At 40.2% G+C, this 20,694-nt stretch carries 27 protein-coding genes; 10 read left to right on the top strand and 17 right to left on the bottom strand.

Annotation, left to right across the window (positions count from 1 at the left end):
* Positions 1-16 precede the first annotated feature (16 nt).
* The 4 genes from HY987_RS01140 to pgsA form a co-directional block, all read right to left on the bottom strand.
* The gene (locus HY987_RS01140; RefSeq protein WP_292754618.1) at positions 17-706 is read right to left on the bottom strand and encodes a DUF434 domain-containing protein; all 690 of its coding nucleotides are present in this window, start codon (positions 704-706) and stop codon (positions 17-19) included.
* 129 nt (positions 707-835) lie between these two features.
* A complete protein-coding gene (locus HY987_RS01135; RefSeq protein ID WP_292754615.1) occupies positions 836-1,492 on the bottom strand; it encodes a TIGR00153 family protein in 657 nt (218 codons plus the stop codon).
* Positions 1,493-1,569: 77 nt separating this feature from the next.
* Positions 1,570-1,812: a DUF357 domain-containing protein gene (locus HY987_RS01130; protein WP_292754613.1), complete on the bottom strand. Its 243-nt coding sequence runs from the start codon at positions 1,810-1,812 to the stop codon at positions 1,570-1,572.
* Between the two features lie 77 nt (positions 1,813-1,889).
* The gene (gene pgsA / locus HY987_RS01125; protein WP_292754610.1) at positions 1,890-2,465 is read right to left on the bottom strand and encodes an archaetidylinositol phosphate synthase; all 576 of its coding nucleotides are present in this window, start codon (positions 2,463-2,465) and stop codon (positions 1,890-1,892) included.
* A gap of 354 nt (positions 2,466-2,819) precedes the next feature.
* Here pgsA and HY987_RS01120 point away from each other — a divergent pair, with 354 nt between their 5' ends.
* From HY987_RS01120 to HY987_RS01095, 6 genes are all read left to right on the top strand, one after another.
* Positions 2,820-4,361 carry a trehalose-6-phosphate synthase gene (locus HY987_RS01120; RefSeq protein ID WP_292754608.1) on the top strand — a complete coding sequence of 514 codons (1,542 nt, stop codon included), beginning with the start codon at positions 2,820-2,822 and terminating at the stop codon, positions 4,359-4,361.
* Between the two features lie 56 nt (positions 4,362-4,417).
* Entirely contained in the window at positions 4,418-5,554 is a 1,137-nt protein-coding gene (locus tag HY987_RS01115) for a GHMP kinase (protein WP_292754605.1), read from the top strand.
* A gap of 160 nt (positions 5,555-5,714) precedes the next feature.
* Positions 5,715-6,332 carry an L-threonylcarbamoyladenylate synthase gene (locus tag HY987_RS01110; protein ID WP_292754602.1) on the top strand — a complete coding sequence of 206 codons (618 nt, stop codon included), beginning with the start codon at positions 5,715-5,717 and terminating at the stop codon, positions 6,330-6,332.
* A gap of 262 nt (positions 6,333-6,594) precedes the next feature.
* The gene (gene radB, locus HY987_RS01105; protein ID WP_292754599.1) at positions 6,595-7,293 is read left to right on the top strand and encodes a DNA repair and recombination protein RadB; all 699 of its coding nucleotides are present in this window, start codon (positions 6,595-6,597) and stop codon (positions 7,291-7,293) included.
* A gap of 193 nt (positions 7,294-7,486) precedes the next feature.
* Positions 7,487-8,647, top strand: a complete 1,161-nt coding sequence (locus HY987_RS01100) for a pyridoxal phosphate-dependent aminotransferase (protein ID WP_292754745.1) — start codon at positions 7,487-7,489, stop codon at positions 8,645-8,647.
* A gap of 168 nt (positions 8,648-8,815) precedes the next feature.
* On the top strand, positions 8,816-9,217 hold the full coding sequence (locus tag HY987_RS01095; RefSeq protein WP_292754596.1) for a hypothetical protein: 402 nt from the start codon (positions 8,816-8,818) through the stop codon (positions 9,215-9,217).
* 171 nt (positions 9,218-9,388) lie between these two features.
* Here the strand turns inward: HY987_RS01095 and HY987_RS01090 are convergent, their stop codons facing one another.
* Positions 9,389-11,164 carry a ribosome biogenesis/translation initiation ATPase RLI gene (locus tag HY987_RS01090; protein WP_292754593.1) on the bottom strand — a complete coding sequence of 592 codons (1,776 nt, stop codon included), beginning with the start codon at positions 11,162-11,164 and terminating at the stop codon, positions 9,389-9,391.
* A 294-nt stretch (positions 11,165-11,458) separates the two neighbouring features.
* Positions 11,459-11,665: a histone HfoA1 gene (gene hfoA1, locus HY987_RS01085; RefSeq protein WP_004031063.1), complete on the bottom strand. Its 207-nt coding sequence runs from the start codon at positions 11,663-11,665 to the stop codon at positions 11,459-11,461.
* Between the two features lie 307 nt (positions 11,666-11,972).
* Here hfoA1 and HY987_RS01080 point away from each other — a divergent pair, with 307 nt between their 5' ends.
* Both HY987_RS01080 and HY987_RS01075 read left to right on the top strand, forming a co-directional pair.
* Entirely contained in the window at positions 11,973-12,443 is a 471-nt protein-coding gene (locus HY987_RS01080) for a YbhB/YbcL family Raf kinase inhibitor-like protein (RefSeq protein ID WP_292754588.1), read from the top strand.
* A 39-nt stretch (positions 12,444-12,482) separates the two neighbouring features.
* Complete coding sequence (locus HY987_RS01075; protein ID WP_292754585.1) at positions 12,483-13,643, top strand: 7-cyano-7-deazaguanine synthase; 1,161 nt, start codon at positions 12,483-12,485, stop codon at positions 13,641-13,643.
* A gap of 5 nt (positions 13,644-13,648) precedes the next feature.
* Here HY987_RS01075 and HY987_RS01070 read toward each other — a convergent pair whose 3' ends face one another.
* On the bottom strand, positions 13,649-13,789 hold the full coding sequence (locus HY987_RS01070) for a DUF3096 domain-containing protein (RefSeq protein WP_157809431.1): 141 nt from the start codon (positions 13,787-13,789) through the stop codon (positions 13,649-13,651).
* 73 nt (positions 13,790-13,862) lie between these two features.
* On the opposite strand from HY987_RS01070, the gene HY987_RS01065 reads away from it, so the two are divergent.
* Positions 13,863-14,069: a hypothetical protein gene (locus HY987_RS01065; RefSeq protein WP_292754579.1), complete on the top strand. Its 207-nt coding sequence runs from the start codon at positions 13,863-13,865 to the stop codon at positions 14,067-14,069.
* Positions 14,070-14,074: 5 nt separating this feature from the next.
* Entirely contained in the window at positions 14,075-14,269 is a 195-nt protein-coding gene (locus HY987_RS01060; protein WP_292754577.1) for a hypothetical protein, read from the top strand.
* Between the two features lie 201 nt (positions 14,270-14,470).
* Here the strand turns inward: HY987_RS01060 and argH are convergent, their stop codons facing one another.
* The 10 genes from argH to HY987_RS01010 all read right to left on the bottom strand — a co-directional run bounded on the left by argH (position 14,471) and on the right by HY987_RS01010 (position 20,649).
* Entirely contained in the window at positions 14,471-15,877 is a 1,407-nt protein-coding gene (argH, locus tag HY987_RS01055; protein ID WP_292754575.1) for an argininosuccinate lyase, read from the bottom strand.
* Positions 15,878-16,007: 130 nt separating this feature from the next.
* Positions 16,008-16,172 (bottom strand): 30S ribosomal protein S27ae, encoded by a 165-nt coding sequence (locus HY987_RS01050; protein WP_008512911.1) that lies wholly within the window; start codon positions 16,170-16,172, stop codon positions 16,008-16,010.
* 50 nt (positions 16,173-16,222) lie between these two features.
* Positions 16,223-16,528, bottom strand: a complete 306-nt coding sequence (locus HY987_RS01045) for a 30S ribosomal protein S24e (RefSeq protein WP_292754572.1) — start codon at positions 16,526-16,528, stop codon at positions 16,223-16,225.
* Between the two features lie 2 nt (positions 16,529-16,530).
* Positions 16,531-17,037, bottom strand: coding sequence for a GTP-dependent dephospho-CoA kinase family protein (locus HY987_RS01040; RefSeq protein WP_292754569.1), 507 nt, complete (start codon positions 17,035-17,037; stop codon positions 16,531-16,533).
* On the bottom strand, positions 17,037-17,219 hold the full coding sequence (gene spt4 / locus HY987_RS01035; protein WP_292754566.1) for a transcription elongation factor subunit Spt4: 183 nt from the start codon (positions 17,217-17,219) through the stop codon (positions 17,037-17,039). The genes HY987_RS01040 and spt4 overlap by 1 nt, the downstream gene beginning before the upstream one ends.
* Positions 17,220-17,795, bottom strand: a complete 576-nt coding sequence (locus HY987_RS01030) for a DNA-directed RNA polymerase (RefSeq protein ID WP_292754742.1) — start codon at positions 17,793-17,795, stop codon at positions 17,220-17,222. It abuts the gene before it with no gap.
* 147 nt (positions 17,796-17,942) lie between these two features.
* Complete coding sequence (locus HY987_RS01025) at positions 17,943-18,464, bottom strand: inorganic diphosphatase (RefSeq protein ID WP_292754564.1); 522 nt, start codon at positions 18,462-18,464, stop codon at positions 17,943-17,945.
* A 176-nt stretch (positions 18,465-18,640) separates the two neighbouring features.
* Entirely contained in the window at positions 18,641-19,000 is a 360-nt protein-coding gene (locus tag HY987_RS01020; RefSeq protein WP_292754561.1) for a PIN domain-containing protein, read from the bottom strand.
* Between the two features lie 27 nt (positions 19,001-19,027).
* On the bottom strand, positions 19,028-20,254 hold the full coding sequence (locus HY987_RS01015) for a translation initiation factor IF-2 subunit gamma (RefSeq protein WP_292754558.1): 1,227 nt from the start codon (positions 20,252-20,254) through the stop codon (positions 19,028-19,030).
* A gap of 17 nt (positions 20,255-20,271) precedes the next feature.
* A complete protein-coding gene (locus HY987_RS01010; protein ID WP_292754554.1) occupies positions 20,272-20,649 on the bottom strand; it encodes a 30S ribosomal protein S6e in 378 nt (125 codons plus the stop codon).
* Between the last annotated feature and the right edge of the window lie 45 nt (positions 20,650-20,694).

Below are 20,694 nucleotides of genomic sequence, written 5' to 3'. Positions count from 1 at the left end.
TCCCTAATTTCCTTCTTTATTTTTGATTTAACTCTATTTTTGATTTAATAGTATTCTGATTTAACCGGGCCACGTAACTCGGTATATCCAGCACATCATCTACTTTATCAATTATTATCCCGTCACTGGTGGCAACTACTGCTTTCAGTTTGTGGGATAAACCAATTAGCTTCGAATCCACAGTTTCTGAGGTTTGAGCATCACCATGTACCTGGTGAGATTCTAAAATTTTTCGGGTGGTTCTGGCCAGCTCCCCACTTAAACTCACTGGACTGTCATAGAAAAAAAGCACACTTTTGGGTTTGAAAAGTTTCAGTAAGGATATAATAGAATTAAGTGCAATTGTAGTGGTTTCAGTTTCTTTATATTTACCGAAAACTGCCTTAACATCCCGGATAACACCATCATCACAGTCTACAATTAAGTCATCTGCACCCTGAAAGATGGTTTCAACAGTTATGAGAACATTGTAACCGTCCAGGAGAACATCTTTACCCTTTACATCGGATAAGAGAATCAATTTACTTTTTCGGGTTTCCATTTTTTCCTTTGAAAAAACAGTGCGATTTAAGTAATTTCTTCCCAGCTGGTCAAGAAGATAATGATTTCCCACGTATTCCAAGGCCCCAGTTCTGGGAAAACCACGATTCAAAAGGTACTGAAAGTCTTTTTTAGCTTCATTTAAAATAGGATCATTGAAATTCATTTATTCGCTTCCATTTCTAAAATTTATTTATTCGCTTCCAGTTTTATATTTGGAGTAGTATCATAGGGAGGTAGTGTTTAATGTAAATCAAAGGAGATAGAATTAGATAGATTAGTGTGGATCCTATTATCAACCTTTTCTCTTGGCAGCGATTATAGGCACCCGGTCTGAGGCATCCTCCGCCCGATCCACAATATTCCCTAAACGGGTAACCATTGTTTTAAGTTCTATTAATCTTAAAATTCCAAATTCATCATCACGGTAGGATTGATAGAGTTTTTTAATTATACGTCTTTCAATCATGTCCACATTAATTTCCAGTTCTTCAACTTCATGGGCTTTCTGGAGGGCCTTTTCCAGATCCACATCCAGAAGTTCAATACAATCTTTTAAAACAGCAGTCGAATTTATAACTTCATCCACCAGTTCATCAAAATCTTCCTTATAATGGGGGGGGAAGGTGATCCTGCTGAGGCTGATTCCATAGGCAGCTTCCTGGGTCATATCAGCCACGTTATCCACCAGTTCTGCCAGAATTATTCTGTCTTCCCGGTCAAAGGGAAGGAAAGCTCCCTTAAAAAATTCAATTTCCATAATCCGGCGGACTTCATCGGCTTTGGTTTCCAGGATTGACATTTCAACTACTTTAGCATCCAGTATCTCAAACTCTCCCCTGTAGAATGGGGGCATGATTTCTTTGAGCTTCTGGACGCACTGGTAAACCAGTTCCACATGCTGGCGGGAATGTTCCTCCACCATGGATTCTTTGCCAAAGAATTTCCGCATTTTAAATACCTTCTAAGTATTTAATATGTTTTTAAAAAGTGATCCATTAGAATCACGAGAACTTAATTATATAGTTTTTATTCATCAATTATAAGATTATGTAACAGCCGTACTGCATCCAGAAGCCCGTGTGCATATGTTATGCATCCAAAAGAGGTGAGATAATCCTTCTGTTCGAGGTAGTATCTGGTGTCGTCCCGATAGTTTCTGGCCATTTCCACTATTTTTGCTTCTTCACCATGAACTTTTATAGATTCTATTTCTTTTATATTTTTTGCAAAAAGCTCCAAATCCTTTTCAATTCTCTCTATTGCATCCATATTATCACTAATGTACTTAATTCAATTAAAACATTTTTTTAAACCGGTTTACAATGGAGTTAGAACTTTAATAACAGTTAAAGATCTTTAAGCTCCTTCCAGGAGTGATAAATACGTTGCAGGACTGTTACATATCCCAGGATAACTACCAGGAGAATGGCCAGTGACATGACAAACTGGGGATTGGTGAAGTACCCTATGAATGCACCGCCCAGTATTATGAACAGGCGTTCTGCTCGCTCTGCTATTCCCACATCACATCTAATTCCTTCCACCTCTGCCCGGGCCCTCACATAACTCACACTCAAAGAGGCTAGTAATGCCAAAATACCCAAGAACCAGTCCACGTATCCCCCGTAGATGATCCCGATGATTATGAAGGCATCTGCGAAGCGGTCAGAGGTTGAGTCCAGAAATCCTCCGAATTTGCTCTTGGTGTTGTTGTTCCGAGCCACAGCCCCGTCAATCACATCAAAAAAGCCGCTTAAGAGAATGAGGAGTCCTCCTAACAGTAAGTTTTGCTGGGAAAATGCGTAAGCAGCGCAAAGACTAACCAGTAATCCAATGATGGTGAGGATATTAGGATGTAATCCGATTTTACTGGCTAGGGGGTCGATGAATCTTTGAAAGTGAGGTCGAACTTGATTAAGCATGGTTTAACACCGAATATAAAACTTTATTACAGTTTCTATAATCTATAGTATTATTATTGCATGTTATCTTTAATTATTTGCAGTATATGATTTATTTAACCAACTCTATTGATACCAATTAAAAGATATTATAAAAATCTTGCTTAAATAATGATATATTTTTTGGTTGTGCATCTTTTTTTAAATAGTTAAAATAGTAAATCTTTAAATAGAGTCAAATAAAACCACTATACACAAATCAGGGATAAGACAGTGCCAATTGAAGGGTACCATTTAATGGTTTTAGTTGCATTATTCAGTTCAATTGGTTCCTAAAATTGATATTCAATAATCAATATTACAGGAAACAGTAAAATGAACTCTGAATTTCTACAAGATAAAGAAATAATCGTCGCCTCTAATCGAGGACCCGTAGTATTTAAAAAAGACGATTCAACCGGGAAAATTGAATTAATAAGAGGTGCAGGGGGGATAGTGGGGTCAATGATACCTTTTTTAGAAAAAACACATGGTACATGGGTTTCTTCAGCAATTGGGGAATGTGACCATCATATGGACAATGAATACAACGGTAAAGTGCCAGTACCACTTGAAAACCCCGAGTATTATGTTCAATTCATCAAAACAGAAGAAGATGTTTACAACCGTTTCAATGGTAAATTCGCCAATCCTTTATTATGGTTTATTCATCATTCTATGTGGTTTTCACCATATTCTCCCTGTGCAGATGATGAATTGCACCAGGCATGGGATTCATACCAGTATGTGAACTCTATGTTTGCAGAAGCCATAAGTGATGATGTATCCAAATCAGAAAAAACCCCTATAGTTATGTTACAGGATTATCACATATATTTAACCCCTAAATTGATAAGAAAGCAGCATCCTGATGTTATTATGAGTCAATTCGTTCATATACCTTTTCCATCACCCGAAATATTCCAGCAGCTACCCAATCACATGCAAACCGAGATATTAAGTAGTATTCTTACAAACAACGTCCTAGGATTCCATATCCGGCGTTATATGAACAATTTCTTGCAAACAATTAAATTAATCTTACCAGATGCTTCTGTGGATGATGTATCAGGGGATATCTTATATAAAGGCCATGTCTGCCATGTAAGGACTTATCCCATCAGTATTGATGTAGAAACACTCATAAAACATGGACAAAGTCCAAATGTAATTAGTAAGGAAGCAGAAGTTGATGAAATGATTGGGGACTGCAAGTTAATCTACCGGACAGATAGAGCAGACCTATCCAAGAATATTATCAGAGGATTTCAGGCTTATGACATGTTTCTTGAGAAATATCCGGATTGGAAAGGGAAGGTTAAGTTTGTGGCAACCTTAATGCCATCTAGACAGGATATAAAGATCTACAGGGAATACACCGATAATATAAAGAAGATTGTTCGCGAGATCAACGAAAAATACGCCACTCCAGATTGGGAGCCAATAAAATACATTTGCAGGGGTGATTACGACCTGGTAGTTGCTCTTTTGAAAAGATATGATGTTTTAATGGTTAATCCCATATTGGATGGGATGAATATTGTGGCTAAAGAAGGAAGTATCCTTAACGAAAATAATGGTGTTTTAGTGCTTTCCACTGGGGCAGGATGTTATGAAGAATTAAAAGATGGCGCTATTTGTATAAATCCTTATGATCTTCGACAAACTGCTGAATCAATTGATATGGCTTTGTTGATGGATGAAACATCCAAAGTCGAACTTTTAAGTAAGGCAAAGGCCACCATTGGAAGGAATGATCTCAGTAAATGGGTAACTGATCAATTAAATGACATGGAGATGGTTATCTTGGAAAAACAGAAACTTAAATCGAAAAAGGGTGAAGAAGCTATTCGGATGAATAAAATTCGGATGAATTAAAATATATTTTTTCATTCTAATTCCGTGTTTTTTCCTGCTCAAAATTAAAAAGGATAGTGTTTAGCACGATTCAACTTCACGATTGGTTACTGGAAGCCCAGAAACAGAAGGCATTACCGAAAGTTATTGCCTATAACCGGATTGATGGTCCTGGATCCAGTTTGGATTTAAACGAATTCCAGCAGACCTTCTGGAAATTACCTGATATGCCTGATAAGGATGATCTTACCAGAAAATGGTCCCAAAATCTTCCCAGAACCATAGGCATAACCATAGACACCGGAACCCAGATTGAGGCTCATCCATTTGACCCGGACCTTATAGGTGTAAGATCTGTTGATTATGATACAGAAGTCACAGCACATCCTGGTGAAGTGGTCCCAGTTAGTGAGAACTGGTTACTTAAAATAATTGAAATATTCAACCTTAAAGGGGTAATGTTTATTTTAGAGAATTTAAGGAAAGGAATACACTCCTCAGGGCTTGGAGGATCATCAACCGCCACAATCGGGGTGTGCATACTTGCCAATGAATTAGCAGGACGACCATTCACCAACATACAATTGATTTCATTGGCTGCTCGTATTGAACAGGGTTTGGGGTTAAGTATCACTGGAACTCAGGAGCAATCAAATGTTCTTTTTGGGGGAGTAACTGATTATGTGTGGTTCCCATGGGGAAGACCCGGACATCCGGGTACCGGTTATGGTGAATCTTTAAGATATGAACTCATACCACAAGCTGATTACGGGCTTCTAGAAGAGAGAATGGCTATTTTCCATACTGGACACCATCGCCAAAGCGCAGATGTTAATACTACCTGGATGAATGCTCTTTTAAATAAAACTGGATATAACTTACACTCTCAGAAAATGAAGATAGCTTATGCCTATCGTGAGGCATTAAGGCTGAAAAAGTGGGATATTATATTGGAATCCATTGAAAAATACCGTGAAATACGGATAAAACTATGTGAAGGTTACATGGAAAGTTCCTGGGATTTACTGGAACGTGCAAAAAGATTTGACAGTACAGTTTTCCCTTTGGGGGCTGGTGGAGGGGGTGGGGTCCTTTTATTTTCCCCAAACCCTGAATCCTTAGAAAACTTACGTGGTGATCTTAAAGGTGTTTACCGGGAAATTCCCTTTAAAATACGTTCTAAGGGGCATGAAATTAGTAATGTCAAACTATAACAGTGTTAATTATTAATCCAGGTACCTGAACTCTATGCCTTATTTTATGTCCCCTAATTGTTTCATGCCTCAAAAATGTGCCATAATACTCTGGTCTAAAAAAATGTGCCTGATTAACCGGGTCTAAAAAATATATACTTTGGAGTTTAAGGAAGGTTAGATGAAGATCGTTAAAATTCATGCAGAAAGTCCAGAGAAGGAAAAAATCGAAATCGTTCTTGAAATATTAAGGCAAGGGGGAACAGTTGTTTACCCCACTGACACCGTTTATGGATTGGGGGCTAATATTTTTAAGGAAAAAGCCGTTTTGAATGTTTATCTGATGAAGGAAAGGATCCTTGATAAACCGGTGTCGGTGTGTCTGTCGCAAATTGGGGACATAGAAAAAATAGCCCACATGGATCCATCTGTAGAAGATATTGTAAGTAAAATACTTCCCGGGCCATATACTCTCATTTTGGAGAGGAAAAAAACAGTTCCTTCCCAGATTACTGCGGGGACCGATAAAATTGGAGTTAGAATTCCTGATAACACTATTTGCAGGGAGCTTTCACGGGAGTTTCCCATCACCACCACCAGTGCCAACATATCTGGCCGTCCATCCCCTAAAACTGCCAAGGAAGCACACAAAGAGTTGGATGATTATCCTGATATCATCATTGATTCTGGACCTTGCAAGGGTGGAATTTCTTCCACTGTGGTGGATTTCACATTCACCCCGCCACGTATACTAAGGGAAGGGGCGGGGATGGGGAGATTACTCAGGTTCGTGGAATAGAGATTGGTTTACTGGATAAATGTACTTCTCAGATAATTGGTTTTTCTGATAAAAAAAATCATACTATTTTATAAAATTAATAACTAATTCTAAAGTGAAATAACTATTGAAAATAAATATTTGAAATTAATATACCCATAAGTGTTCCAATATTAAAATAAGATGTAAATTATAGGGGATTAAATCCAAATATAATAAAGGAAATAATTTCTAAAATAAGATTATACAAATAATCCATTTAAATAAATTAGCAGGAGTTGTAATGTCAGAAATTCTATCTAACATGAAAGAAAAGGGTAAAATACCCACATCATCCCCCATTGACTCCCTGATAGGTGGGGGGGTTGAAAAAGGAGCCTTGACACAATTTTACGGCCCTCCAGGGTCTGGTAAGACCAACATAGCACTGAACCTCATTATTCAAAACGCGAAAAACGGAAATAATGGTATTTTTGTAGATACCGAGGGTGGTCTGTCCATTGAGAGGGTTAAACAATTAGCAGGCCCCGATTTCAATGAACTGGCATCTAACATAATCGTATTTGAGCCTTCAACCTTCACAGAACAGGATTTAACCCTTCGCAGAATTGAGAAGATGGTGGAATCTGGTGAAAAGGTGGAACTGGTTATCCTCGATTCTGCAGTGGCCCTTTACCGGGTTCGTGACGGTGATTCATCTCAGATCAACCTGGAACTAGGAAGGCAAATGGGTCTACTCACACGGCTGGCCCGTAAACATGATATTGCTGTGGTGATCACCAACCAAGTATACGCCAGTTTTGAGGGTGAGGGAATGGTTGAACCAGTGGGGGGCACTATTCTAAAATACAGAAGCAAGATCATGGTTGAACTGGAGCGGGGAGATGTTAGTGGGGAAAGATACGCCATCTTGAAAAGGCATCGCAGCCGAGCGGAAGGACTGCGCACTCGGTTCCGTATCGTGGATAGTGGTCTCAGATAGTGGATAGATAGTTTTAAATTAAGTGATGATAAATGATGATATAATGATGGATTGCATTAAAAAAAGCATGCCCATTTATATTCACATGGAATTTAGAATTATTAATCTTAAATGAAGCTTCCCTTAATTTATGGTAATTCTAAATCTCTAATTTTAATCTAAAAATTTGAAGATGGATTGTGTTGTGAGAGATATGATTTCACCCAAAAAGTACGCTAAAGCCGCAAAAGTACTGCCAAAAGGCTTTAAATCAGCTAATGAATTTTTTAACTATGTTTACAATGATCCGGACATGATCTGGATGGGTCAAAACACCAATCACCTTCATGACAAGGATGGAATCATGGAGGCCATGATAGCCAGTATACAGGATAATGATTACTGTAAATACCCTCCACCAGAAGGATTTCCACGTCTTAAGGAACTCATCATGAATGACCTGGGACTGGGTAGTGAATATGACATTCTGGTAACTGCCGGAGCAACAGAATCACTGTATTTATGTGCCAATGACATCCTGGAACCGGAAAACAACACCATCACCTGCGACCCTGGATATCTAATCATCGATAACTTCGCCAGCCGTTTCGGGGACCATGTTAAATCAGTGCCCATTTACAATGAAGAGTGCGGTTACAAGCTAACCCCTCAGCTGGTTAGGGATAATATGGATAAGAATACTAAGTTGGTATCCCTGGTTGATCCACTTAATCCACTGGGATCATCCTACACCAGAGAGGAGCGCAAGGAGTTCAAGGATATTGCCGAGGATCATGATATCTACCTCTTACATGACATCACCTACCGTGATTTCGCCCATGATCATCAACTTATGGCAGAGGTCTGCCCGGAGCACACCGTAACTGTGTACAGTTTCTCCAAGATCTATGGAATGGCCGGTCTCAGAATAGGTTCCCTAATTGGAGTACCGGAGATAATTAACTCCATACGCTCTATTGTTGTTAATGACCTTGGAACCAACCTGGTAGCTCAGAACGGGGCAATGGCAGCCATTGAATCCAAACCAAAATGGATCGACAGGGTTAAAGGAACCACCCGCCAGAACCAGGACATAATCAAACAGGCAGTTGACCAGGTTGACGGAGCTTTCATAGCAGTCTACCCCTCAGATGGGAACATGATGGCCATTGACATGATTGACACCGGAGTCACTCCCCGGGAGATGGCAGACTACCTTATAGAACGTAAGATATTTGCCCGGGAAGGATCCTACACCAGCAAACAATTTGGACACCGCTACCTACGGGTGAGTTTTTCCATACCCACCACCCAGGTGGAGTACTTTGCTGAATGCTTCCTGGAAGGGATGGGAGCGTTAAAAGGTTCTAAATAAGCCGGAGATTTATAAAAAAATAGCTATTCTTAGCTTTTCTTTCCTTATTTTTCTCTTTTTAACTGAATTCAAATATTTTATAAAATTTACAAAATGTTATAATTATAACTTATTAAATCAATTATAAATCAAAAATAAATCATCTGATAAATTAGGGGAGGCAATTGGTTGAAAAGAAGTATTCTTGCTCTTATTATAATTGTTGTTATTTGTGCCATTGCTTCAACTTCATGGTTCATCACACAACCTTCCCCAACCAACAACACAACTAACATCAACAATACAACTGATAATTCCACTGTACCACCTAATTCTACTGTAAATAACACCACAGTTTCCAGGGATGACCAGGATCAGACTGAAAAGAACAATCCGCCCCATCCCCTCATATCTGCTGATGAAGCGAAGGAATTAGCTAAAAAATATGTGGGGCCTGGTGTTATACTGGGAAAACCAGTAATGACCACCTATAAAAGGATTCATGCCTGGCAGGTGCCAGTTTACACCATGGATCATAAATTCATAAACAACATCTATATCGATGAACGAACCGGTAAGAAAGTAGATTAAGTTAAATGGATTTAAAAGAGTATGTTTTTTCTTATTTTTATTTAGTTAAATTATAAGACAAGAATTTTATAAGATTAAGAATTATTTTTTTTGAAAATATAATAAAAGAATATAAAATTAGAATAAAATAAAATTTAAGAATATAATTGGATTGGAAGAATGAAGAGGTTATTAACTCTTTAAATAATAGTATTCTCCTTTTTCCTTCTGCTCCCGGTCAAGGTAACTGTCCTGCTTGTTCACCCTTGGACGTCTGGTTTCCTTATCACGGCGGAAGGTTATTCCCACCTCCGACAGGAACTTGTTCATGGCAGACCTTAAGTCCATGGGACTGGTGGCATGGCCATCCACTCCAGGTTCGCCAGTGAAGACCATGGCCCGGCTGGATATATAATCAATGAACACGATATCATGGTCCACGATTATGGCTGCAGCGTTACGGCTTTCAGTGACACGGCGTATTGCCTTGGCAGCCCTTAGGCGCTGTTCAACATCCAGATAGGCAGTGGGTTCGTCGAAAAGGTAAATATCTGCTTCTTGTGAGAGTGATATGGCCACGGATAACCTCTGGAGTTCACCACCACTCAACTCATCCATCTTCTTTTCCAGTAATTCTTCCAGGAGGAATGGCTTCATGATCTCGGTTTTGAAGAGGTTGGTTCCGTAGTTAGGGGCGGTGGTGTACAAGAACTCCTGAACAGTTCCACTGTAATCTGATACCAGGTACTGGGGTTTGTAACTGATTTTAACCTTTTTCTTTATCTTTCCCGCATCGGGTTTTTCCACTCCGGCCAGCATCTTGGCAAAGGTGGTTTTACCAATACCGTTGGGTCCGAATGCAGTGAGAATCTCATCGTGCTGCACCTGGCCTTCATCCACTTTAAGGTGGAAACCATCATAGGACTTTTCCAGGCTGCTGTACTCAGATAATGATTCTGCATCCACTTCCACTGTGGGTGGTCGCACATGAAATTCAATGGGTTGTTTCCGGAAGCGAACATTTTCTTCACGGAGAAAACCATTGATGTAGGTGTTTATTCCCACACGAACTCCGCGCATGTGTGAAACAACACCATAACCGCCAGGCTGACCATAAAGAATGTGAATGTAGTCAGAAATAGCATCCAGGGCTGCCAGGTCATGTTCAATTACCAGAATGGATTTTCCCTCCTCTGCCAGTTCCCGGATAACACTAATCGCATACAAACGTTGTCTTACATCCAACCAGCTGGTGGGTTCGTCAAAATAATAGAAATCCGCATCCCGAAGAACGGCAGCAGCGATTGCAACCCTTTGAAGTTCTCCCCCGCTTAAATTGGCTATTTCCCGACCCATTACTGTATCAAGTTGCAGTGAGCTGGTGACAAAGTCCAGGCGATTCCTCTGGTCCACACTGTTAAGGAGATCATCCACCTTCCCCTTTACCACTTTAGGGAGCAGATCCACCATCTGGGGCTTGTGCACCACCTTAAGATCACCCTCGGAGAGTTTCTGGAAATAACTCTGGAGTTGGTTGCCTTTGAAGAAGTTGATTACATCTTCCCAGGATGTTTTTTCATTAAAATTTCCCAAGTTGGGTTGAAGTTCCCCGGAAAGAATGCGGATTATGGTTGATTTGCCAATACCATTAGGTCCCAGGAGTCCTACTACTGAACCCTCTTTTATGGTGGGTAAACCGAATAATTCGAACTGATTCTGACCGTAACGGTGTATAGGATCTTCTAATGCCTCGGGGAGGTTTATTATGCTAACTGCATTGAAGGGGCAGCGATTAGTACATATCCCACACCCCGAGCACAGTTCCTCGGACATTATTGGTTTTTTAGTTTTAGGGTCGATGGTGATTGTGTCTTCTTCCATACGCACTCCAGGACAGTATTCAATACACATGTAGTTGCATTTCTTAGGCTGGCAGCGGTCATGGTCTAATATGGATATTCTAGTCAAAATTATCAAAACCTGTTAAATAGATTTATTTTAATATAAAAATCTGTTAAGATGCTTTAATTCAATGAAATTGCTTTAATTCAATGAAATTCATTATATTTCCCCTAATTATTATTTAATTAATATATTATTCATGGATTAAATATTTTCTATAATGATGTATTGTTTTAGAAAAAAATATTATATCTGAAATTACTGGAAAATGAAGGTAAGATCACACTACCAATTTCCAAAATGGGTATGTAAAAATCCTTAAGAAAACTTAAAAAGAATACAAAAGAAAAAAGAAATAGATTAGGCTGCTTTAACAGCCATCTCTATATCTGATGCTTTAACGGTTTTTCGTCCTGCGTGTTTAGCTAATTTAACAGCTTCTACAGCAATCCCTTCACCCATCTCTTCCAATACTTTGGCTAATGCGTCTCTTGCATCATCACTTACTCTTGGGGCACCAGCATTTTTAATGATCCTTCCTACTGGAGCAATTGGCAATTCAGCCATGTTAATCACCTCGTTCATCTTTAGAGTCTCCATAATATTTAAATTTGTCGATCTTGTCCTTAGAAAAAACCCTTACCACCAAAGGTGTTCCCCGTGAAAATTATAATTAACTAAGGGTAAGTTCAACATTCATTTACCATTGTGTATAGTCATGAGTTCCCTATACCAAAAATTAGCATCCAACTGAGTGTTGTGCAACCACTTCATTTATAAGTACTTTGCTGTTTATATTACTAAACAGAATATGAATCAATACACAAAAAAAATACCCTGTAAAACGTAATAAACAGCAATAAAGATGATTAACATGATAGTAAATATTATAAACCCTGCATTTAAAGAAGGGGAACCAATCCCTCCCCGATACAGCTGTGAAGATGTTGATATTTCCCCTCCTATTAACTGGGATCAATCTGATTTATCAGTACCTGCTGAGGGTAGCATAGCTATTATTTGTGATGATCCTGATGCTCCAGGAGGTACCTGGGTGCACTGGGTTATTTTCAATTTACCTCCCGAAACTCGCACTCTTCCTGAAATGGTAATGCCACGGGAGGAACAAGAAAACGGGGCACTTCAGGGTGTCAATAGTTGGGGTACCATTGGTTACCGGGGTCCCTGCCCACCCAGCGGAACACACCGTTACTACTTTAAAATTTATGCGCTGGACACGAAATTGGATCTCCCTTCTGGAATCACCAAAGATGAATTGTTAAATGCCATGGAAGGGCATGTGCTTGATGAAGGTCAGGTTATGGGTACTTACACCCGTAAATAAGTATGGGGTTTAAATAAATCCACATCAGGAGAATTGACATTGAATCTTGAAAAAAAGGATTTAAAATATTTAATATCCAAAATCCGTAGAGATATTGGTCATAAAGATGTTGAAGTGGATATATCAGATATCATTTTTGATGAAGAATCGGGAACGCTTCTAATCATAACTCCAGACCGTCCTGAAAAATCAGTGATAATTGGTAAAGGTGGATGGGTGGTAGGGCGACTCCGTGAAGAACTGGGAGTTAACTCCATCCATGTCGAGGCTTATTCTGATTTCATTGTACCCCAATACAGAATGAGGCTTGCCCTGGCCCGACTGGAGAATATAACAAGTGAATATATTCCCCCATATAATGAACCCCTTTTGAACTTAATTAATCTTCTAAAGGCCCGTATAGAGAATCCGTATGATTTTGAATCAGTTTTAAGAAATTTCAACCCTGGAGACTTTCAGATCATCACTCACAAATCAGGTGAAGTGTTGGAAAATGATATAGAAATAGATCTGGATACTGAAATAGATCCGGATCAATTTAAATCAGTGGTGGCTTTATCAGGTGGGGTTGATAGCAGCACCTCGCTCATAGTCGCCAAAATGTTGGGGTTTCATCCTCTGGCAGTGACTGTTAATCCCGGTGACATTATTCTCCCCCGCTACTTCCGTGAGAGTGTGGAAAACCTCACCCAGATGCTGGGAGTTCAGCACCAGTACCTGGAGGTGGACATGAAAGAGGTTATTGAAGGATCTCTGGAAGGAAGGTTCCATCCCTGTGGAAGGTGTTCTAAAACCATAGAAGAAACTGTTTTTGATTTTACCCGTGATAATAATATTCCTTTTTTGATCTATGGAGATCTTCTCTCAACCGGGGCACAGTCTCTCCAGTTGGAATTGAACAGTTCTGGAAAAGGAACCAGTTCTGGAAAAGGAACCAGTTCAGGAATAGAAACTAATTTAGTAAAAGGGAATATTTTGAGAATCAATCTTCCTGCATTGTTATCTCTAAAAAAAGGGGATATGAAAAAAGTAGCCGGCAGTTGGGGTGTTAAAAAACGAGGTGGCTATGGATGTCCCTTAATTGGGGAAGTTCATAAAAAACATCCACATATGCGTCGATTTTCAATTCAACGAGTTCTAAGAGAGACTAGGGCTGGAATACTGGAGCCTGGTGAAGCTCTGGATCAAATAAAGACTTAATCTGTTTATTTGATGAGTTCAAGTATACCGTAGATGATTAGGAATAATCCGGCCAGGTATCCCACTAGCTGGGGGTAAATAAGCATCAAAACCCCTAATATAATTGCAATTATAGCGATTATTTCTTGAGTAGTGTTTTCTTTCATACATCTATTTTTTGTAGGAGAATATATATAAATATTGTGAAAAGAGTTTAATTATGCAAAAATGAGGTTAATCATGAAAAGATCTGTGAAATTCTGCCCAAATTGTGGTTCTGTGAATATAAAATGGCTTAACCCCCAGATGTGGTCTATCTGGAAATGCTGGGATTGTGGGTATCAGGGGGCGGTGGTTATAGAAGATGGTGAACTTGCAGAAGAGATCAGGGAAAAGTTTTTAGAGAAACTTGAAAAGGAAGAAACAGAGTCCAATTCAGAGGAATGATGGTCATGGTCAAATCAAATGTCTGTCCTCAGTGTGGGTCCCGAAAGTATAAATTACGTATCCCTGAAACTTCCCTCTGGAAGTGTGAAAAATGCGGATATCAGGGTTCTATAGTTATTGAAGATGGAAATCTGGAAAAAAAGGTTAAAGAAGCAAGAAAGATGGATAAACTTCAGAAAAAACTTTTTAGAGGAAGATGATCCATGATTTACAATTCATGATTTACAGGAAAATATGATCTGATGATAGAATGTATTTAAAAGTTGTATACATTAATTTTATGGATATTGGATGTTAATTTAGATTTAATAAGATCAAGATTTAATAAGATCAAGATTTAATAAGATCAAGATTTTAATAGATCAAGAATATGGGAGAAATAATACAGGAAGAATTATTTTTTAAGAATTATTTTCATCAATAAATTTCCTTAAATTATCAATCACTTTTTTAACCATTGATGGTGCTGGACCGCCAATCACTTCCCTGCTTTGGATGATTTCATGGGGGTCAAGGGCTTTTTTCACAATGGAATCATCTATTCCCAGTGTTTCACCAGTCAATTCCACTGATATCTCATCCAGGAAATGGGTGTCAATCTCCTCTGCCTTCATACCTTTATCCAGAGCAACAGTCACTGCCCGTCCCACTATCTTATGGGCGGTTCTGAAGGGTAAACAGGCGTCCCTTACCATGAGGTCTGCCAGTTCAGTGGCTGCTGAGAAATTGGCCCGTGCCAGTTCCTCACCACGAGCACCCTTAAACTCTGCTGATGAGAGCATGCCCATGGTAATCCTCAGGGCGGAGCTTAAGGTATCTGTTGCATTCCACAGGTGTGGTGTGACTTCCTGCAAGTCCCGGTTGTAGCTCTGGGGCAGGGATTTGATAATGGTGAGAACTGTAACCAGTTCACCATTCAAGACAGCTGTTTTTCCCCGAACAATCTCTGAAACATCGGGATTCTTTTTCTGGGGCATTATAGATGATGTTGATGAGAATTCATCCGTAAGTTCCACCATCCGGAACTCATAGGTACTCCAGATAATGAGTTCCTCACAGATCTTGGATAGGGTGGTTCCCAGCATGGTCAGTGCAAAAATAGTTTCAGCAATAAAGTCCCGGCTGCTCACCCCATCTATGGAGTTCTCCATGGGTCCGGAGAATCCCAAAAGTTCCGCAGTTCTATCCCTGTTAATGGGGAAACTGGTTGTGGTGAGTGCCGCTGAACCCAGGGGACACAGATCCATCCGCTGGTAAGCATCATGGAGTCTTCCGTAATCCCGTTTCAGGGCCTGGGCATAAGAGAGAAGATGATGGGCAAAGGTAGTGGGCTGGGCATGCTGAAGGTGAGTGTAACCCACCATCAGGGTTTCCAGATTTTCCTCAGCCATCTCTAAGATAACTTTAATAAAAGTTAGTAATTCTTTTTGTATAATTTGAATCTCTTCTTTTAACGCAATTTTAAGGTCGGTTGCCACCTGGTCGTTACGTGACTTGGCAGTATGCATGAAACCAGCATCAGGACCCATCACACTGGTGACGTAGTTTTCCACTGCCATGTGAATATCTTCCACTGCAGTGTCCAGATCCAGGGCTTCAATACCTTCCTTTTCCAGTTCATCCAGTGCATTAAGGATTTTTTCCCCTATGTCATGGGGGATGATCTCTTGCTCCATGAGCATGGTGGTATGGGCACGGTTACAGAGGATATCTGCCTGGAATATGCGACGGTCGAATTCCAGGGAAGATGTGAAATCAGCCACTTCACGGCTCATCTGCCCCTTAAGTCGTCCCGAACGAAGATTCAAAAAATACACCTTTCTTTATATTTTGATTTTGGTTCTATAATGTCTTCTTGATTTAAATCTATTCGAGAATTATTCCTAGGTTTATAGGGCCTATTCGAGAATTATTCCTGATTTTAGATTTATTCAAGAATTATTTCTTACCTTCTTTACCTTTCCACTGGGTGTAACCGCATTTTCCACAGGCGTAACGGTCTCCATGGTCTGCCATGAAAACACCATGGGAGCAACGTACACATTCAGGGTTTTTGCGGATGATTTTATTATCTTTAACTTCGTATAATTCAAATTTCTTCATGATCCATCCTCCTGATTAGATTCACTAAATATATCTAGTTAGGTTGAAATTTATTCCTCTTCAGCTTCTTCTTTGGCGGCTTCTTTATTTTTTGCGAGGACGTGCTCTTTTTCTATTTGAACCAGTTTTTCCTCAGAGTCGTAGAGTTTAGCGTAACCATCTGCACGGCCTTCACCGAAGCTTGGTTTCACTTTATCCACCACTAAAAGATTCTTGTCCACGTTTAACTGTGCGACGAGTCTGTTTTTAACTTCCAGTACCTTAGGGGTGGATTCACCCTGGTAAATGCAGTCAAAGTGTATTTCAGTTCGGTTTAAAAGGGGATTTTCAACCTGTTCTTTAATGTCTATCTCCATAATTATCTCTCCTCTAATTTACTTTTTAACTTTTTAACTTTATTAATAACTTTATCAACTTCACAAACTACCAGACCCTCACCGGGTTGTCCGTAAAGGACCAGGGACCCTGATGGGGCCATCAGGATGCAGGGAATGGCAGCTAAATCTTCCTCACCATCCACCAGGATCAACACCCTGAAACCGGATTTAATCAGCTGGAAGGCCTTTTGGATGGTCTCCTGCAGTTGGTCAGTGATGACTCCAGGAGGATTTTTAACATTTAAAGTTACGTTGTCATAGACCACGTCATATGCGGCGGGTTTTCTCTCCACCACATTATCAATGATTCCTAAGTGGGGAATTAACCCTGCTTTTTGTAGATTCTGGGTGGTTATATCACCCACTGAGATCAACAGTTCATCAGGATATTTGGAGTTTATAAAATCCTTCGCATCATCGAGGGAAGTGTAAAGGACTCCTATGGGCTTTTTAAATTCTGATCGCAATTCTTTGGTAAGTATTAACACTAGCGAACCCTCAGAGCATATTCTCCAGGTAAGGTGATCTGCAGTTCCTGGGCAATGGGGGAGTTATCAGGATCCACGATGATCAAAAATCCACTCCAGTTCTTGGATGTGGTAAGATTACAGACAGCACATCTGTCCTCTTCCATGAGGCGATGACACCGGGTACATGCTTTTGTAACCATTTACTTCTTCTCCTTCTTACCTTTACCTTTCTTGGTTCTTTTCTCTTTTTCGGCTTCGATCCATTCCACCCGTCCCAGGTTGGGTTGTCTCATGGTGAGGCCGATTTTGGTTTCCTTGGAAGATTTACCCTTCAGACTGAGGGCCACGATTCTGGCACGTACTTTGTTACCTTCTTCCAGGGTTTTCTTAGATTCTTTACCTATCAAAGCCCCTCTTTTCCCATCGTAGTTTATGTAGTCATCTGTAACTTGGGATACGTGCACCAGGCCGTCCATGGGTCCAATGCGTATGAACGCACCAAATTCAGTTACTTCGATAACTTCTCCTTCTACGATTTCATGTAAGTCGGGTTTGAAGAACAGTGCAGTGAATACCACCTCGTGGTAGGCAGCGCCGTCACCCATTATGACTTTGCCCACACCCATTTCTTCTATGTCTTTGACAGTGACCATTAATCCCATTTTCTTGTCGATTTTGCCAACGTAATTTTCGTTTATAATTTCGCTGGCTACCTCATTTAGGGGTTCTTCAAAGCGGCTGGGTGGGATTCTCACTGTGTCCTCTATTTTGGATATTAAATACAAACAAATCCCTCAGTTTATAATTTTTCATTTATTTAAGTAACTGCAAATTAATTAAACCAAATTAATTGGTTTCTTATATATTTTTTTAAGGTATGAGTAGGATGACGGATTTTTTTAATTAATTAAGTTTTGTATTAATTAAAGTTCCTGGTACAATTTGATGGAGTGTTCTACTGCTTCTTTGGCTTTCTGGGCGTTTTCCCATCCTAAGATCTCGGTTTCTTTCCCTTCCAGTGTTTTGTATTCTGCGAAGAAGTGAGCAATCTCATTCAGGAAGGATTGTGGCACGTCTCCTATGTCTTTAACATCCCTGTAGCGGGGATCGTTCACTGGTACTGCCAGGATCTTGTCATCCTTGTCTTCACCATCTATCATGCGCATCATTCCAATTGGTCTGGATTCGATTACGCATCCGGGGAAGGTGGCCTGGTCCATGATCACCATGATATCCATGGGGTCCCCGTCATCGTAAAGGGTCTGGGGTATGATTCCATACTCAGCAGGGTAATGGAATGGGGAGTAAAGTACCCTGTCCAGGGCGAATGCTTCCATGTCTTTATCATATTCGTACTTGTTCCGTGATCCCTTTGGTATTTCAATAACTGCATATACCACTTCAGGAATTGATGGCCCACTTTTTATATCCTTCCAGAGATTCATGTTAGATTTCCTCCAAAAAACCAACCATAACGGTTGATATAATTTCATTTTGTGATTAGATTTATACAATTTTTTTTGTTGTTAATGATTAAATAAATTTCAATCCCATGTTAGAGATATTAATCTTAAATTTTACATCCCTATTTCAGAGATATTAATCCTAAGATATATTAATTCTAAATTTTAAGATGCCCGTCCACTGCCAGGTATCGTCTCTGACGTAGATAAACTACACTGATCCCCCTTTCCCTTGCCCTGGTTCTTAGTTCCCGATCATTGGTACACAGAACCCTGGATATGCGAAGTAAAGCATCGTCCACCATTTCTCCCTTTAAAAGCTTTACTTCTTTGAGTTTAAAAGGAGGGGACTTTGCTATTTTAATAGCTATTGAAGCTGCTATTTTGTTTTTACCTTTGCTTCGTTTTTTTATTTTTTCCAGTTCAAAAAGCACTGGTGAAGGGACGTAAAGTAGGTAAGATGGTAAGGTGCGTTCCAGTTCTTCTGTTAGATCCAGTGGGAACTGGGCCGCCATCATAAAAAATTTGAGTCTACTACCGCCTCTTTAACGTATGATTCCATAACCAATCAACCTCCACCTGGCACCCACTCTTCTAGAGAGTGCTACTCTCTGACCAGATTCAGCACATACAGGTAGCTTGAGTTTTACTTCCACTTCATTTTTCCTGGCGCTGGTCACCACTCCAATAGTGGTGGTGGTTCCTATGTTGATCATCAGTGGTTCTGATGATCGGATGGGGTCCACTTTCTTCTCGTCCTTGGTACCTACTACCCTATCCAGGAGGTGAGTTTTCATGGTGAACTGGTGCATGATGTCAGGTAAGGTTCCGGGTTTTCCTGCTACAGAACCAGAAAGGGAATCTGCTTTGGTGAGTGCGGGATCCAGGTTGGTGGCAACTCCAATTAGTCCGCCAGGACCCACTTGGTCCACTGTTTCCCCTCCACCATTTAATCCGGTAATTTCCGAATGGAGGCTCATCCAATCTACTTTACCCTTATTTTTTACCTGTATTCCAGGTTTTATCTCGATTTCGTCCCCAATGTTTAACTTTCCCTGTATAAGTGATCCACCGATCACTCCTCCCTGAATTTTCTCAGGACTGCAACCGGGCCGGTTAATATCAAATGACCGGGCCACATACATACGGGGTGCTTTTCTAAGGGAACGTCGTGGTGTTCTTATGATATGTTGAATGTTTTCAATGAGAATGTCAATGTTTGCACCCTGCTGGGCAGATACTGGTATAATCGGAGCATCTTCTGCACAGGTGCCCTTAACAAACTCTTTGATCTCATGATAACTTTCCACAGCTCGTTCCTTGGAAATGATATCGATCTTGTTTTGAACCACAATAACTTCCTTCACACCAATAACATCCAATGCCATAAGGTGTTCTTTGGTTTGTGGCTGAGGACAGGGTTCGTTGGCTGCAATCACCAGTACTGCACCGTCCATAATAGCTGCTCCAGAGAGCATGGTGGCCATTAAGGTTTCGTGTCCTGGTGAATCCACAAAGGAAACTTTACGGAGGGTCTGGGTTTCACTGCCGCAGTGTTCACATACCAGGGCAGTGGTGTAGCACTGGGGTTCGGGGCATTCCATACATCTCATGAAGGTTATATCTGCATAACCTAGACGGATGGATATACCTCTTTTGGTTTCCTCACTATGAGTGTCGGTCCATATGCCCGATAAGGCCTTGGTGAGGGTGGTTTTACCATGGTCAACATGCCCTACTAGCCCAATGTTAACTTCAGACTGTACTTTCACTGATCACACCTGATTTTTTACTCATCACTTTGTAAGAGGTCTTCTATTGATTTAGTACCTTTCTTCACCACAATGGTGTTGATCTGCACTATATCATCAGAAATTGTATTTCCACGAACAGTTTTTCTTCTTCGCTGTCCTTTTCGCTGTGGTTTGAATCCAACTCCGCCGGAAAGTAAACTTTTTATCCTTCGGGGTCCTTCAACGTCTTTTTTCATCGGGAACCCGTTCTTGTCACTTCCTCCCGTTATACGGAGAGTGTATCCTGCAAGACCCACTGGTTCAGCGTCGAATTCCTCGCCGATTTTTAGTCCAATGAATTTTTTGGACTCAGCTCCTTCCACTTCCATCTGATGACTGTTTTCACCTTGGGAAACAATTAATTTGAATGCCAATTTATCTCCTCCATACTATTTTTGGTGTTTTAAGTTCATATTATT

The sequence above is a fragment of the Methanobacterium sp. genome (assembly GCF_016217785.1).
In the GTDB taxonomy this organism is placed as follows: domain Archaea; phylum Methanobacteriota; class Methanobacteria; order Methanobacteriales; family Methanobacteriaceae; genus Methanobacterium.
This window is presented reverse-complemented; position numbering and strand designations above follow the sequence as displayed.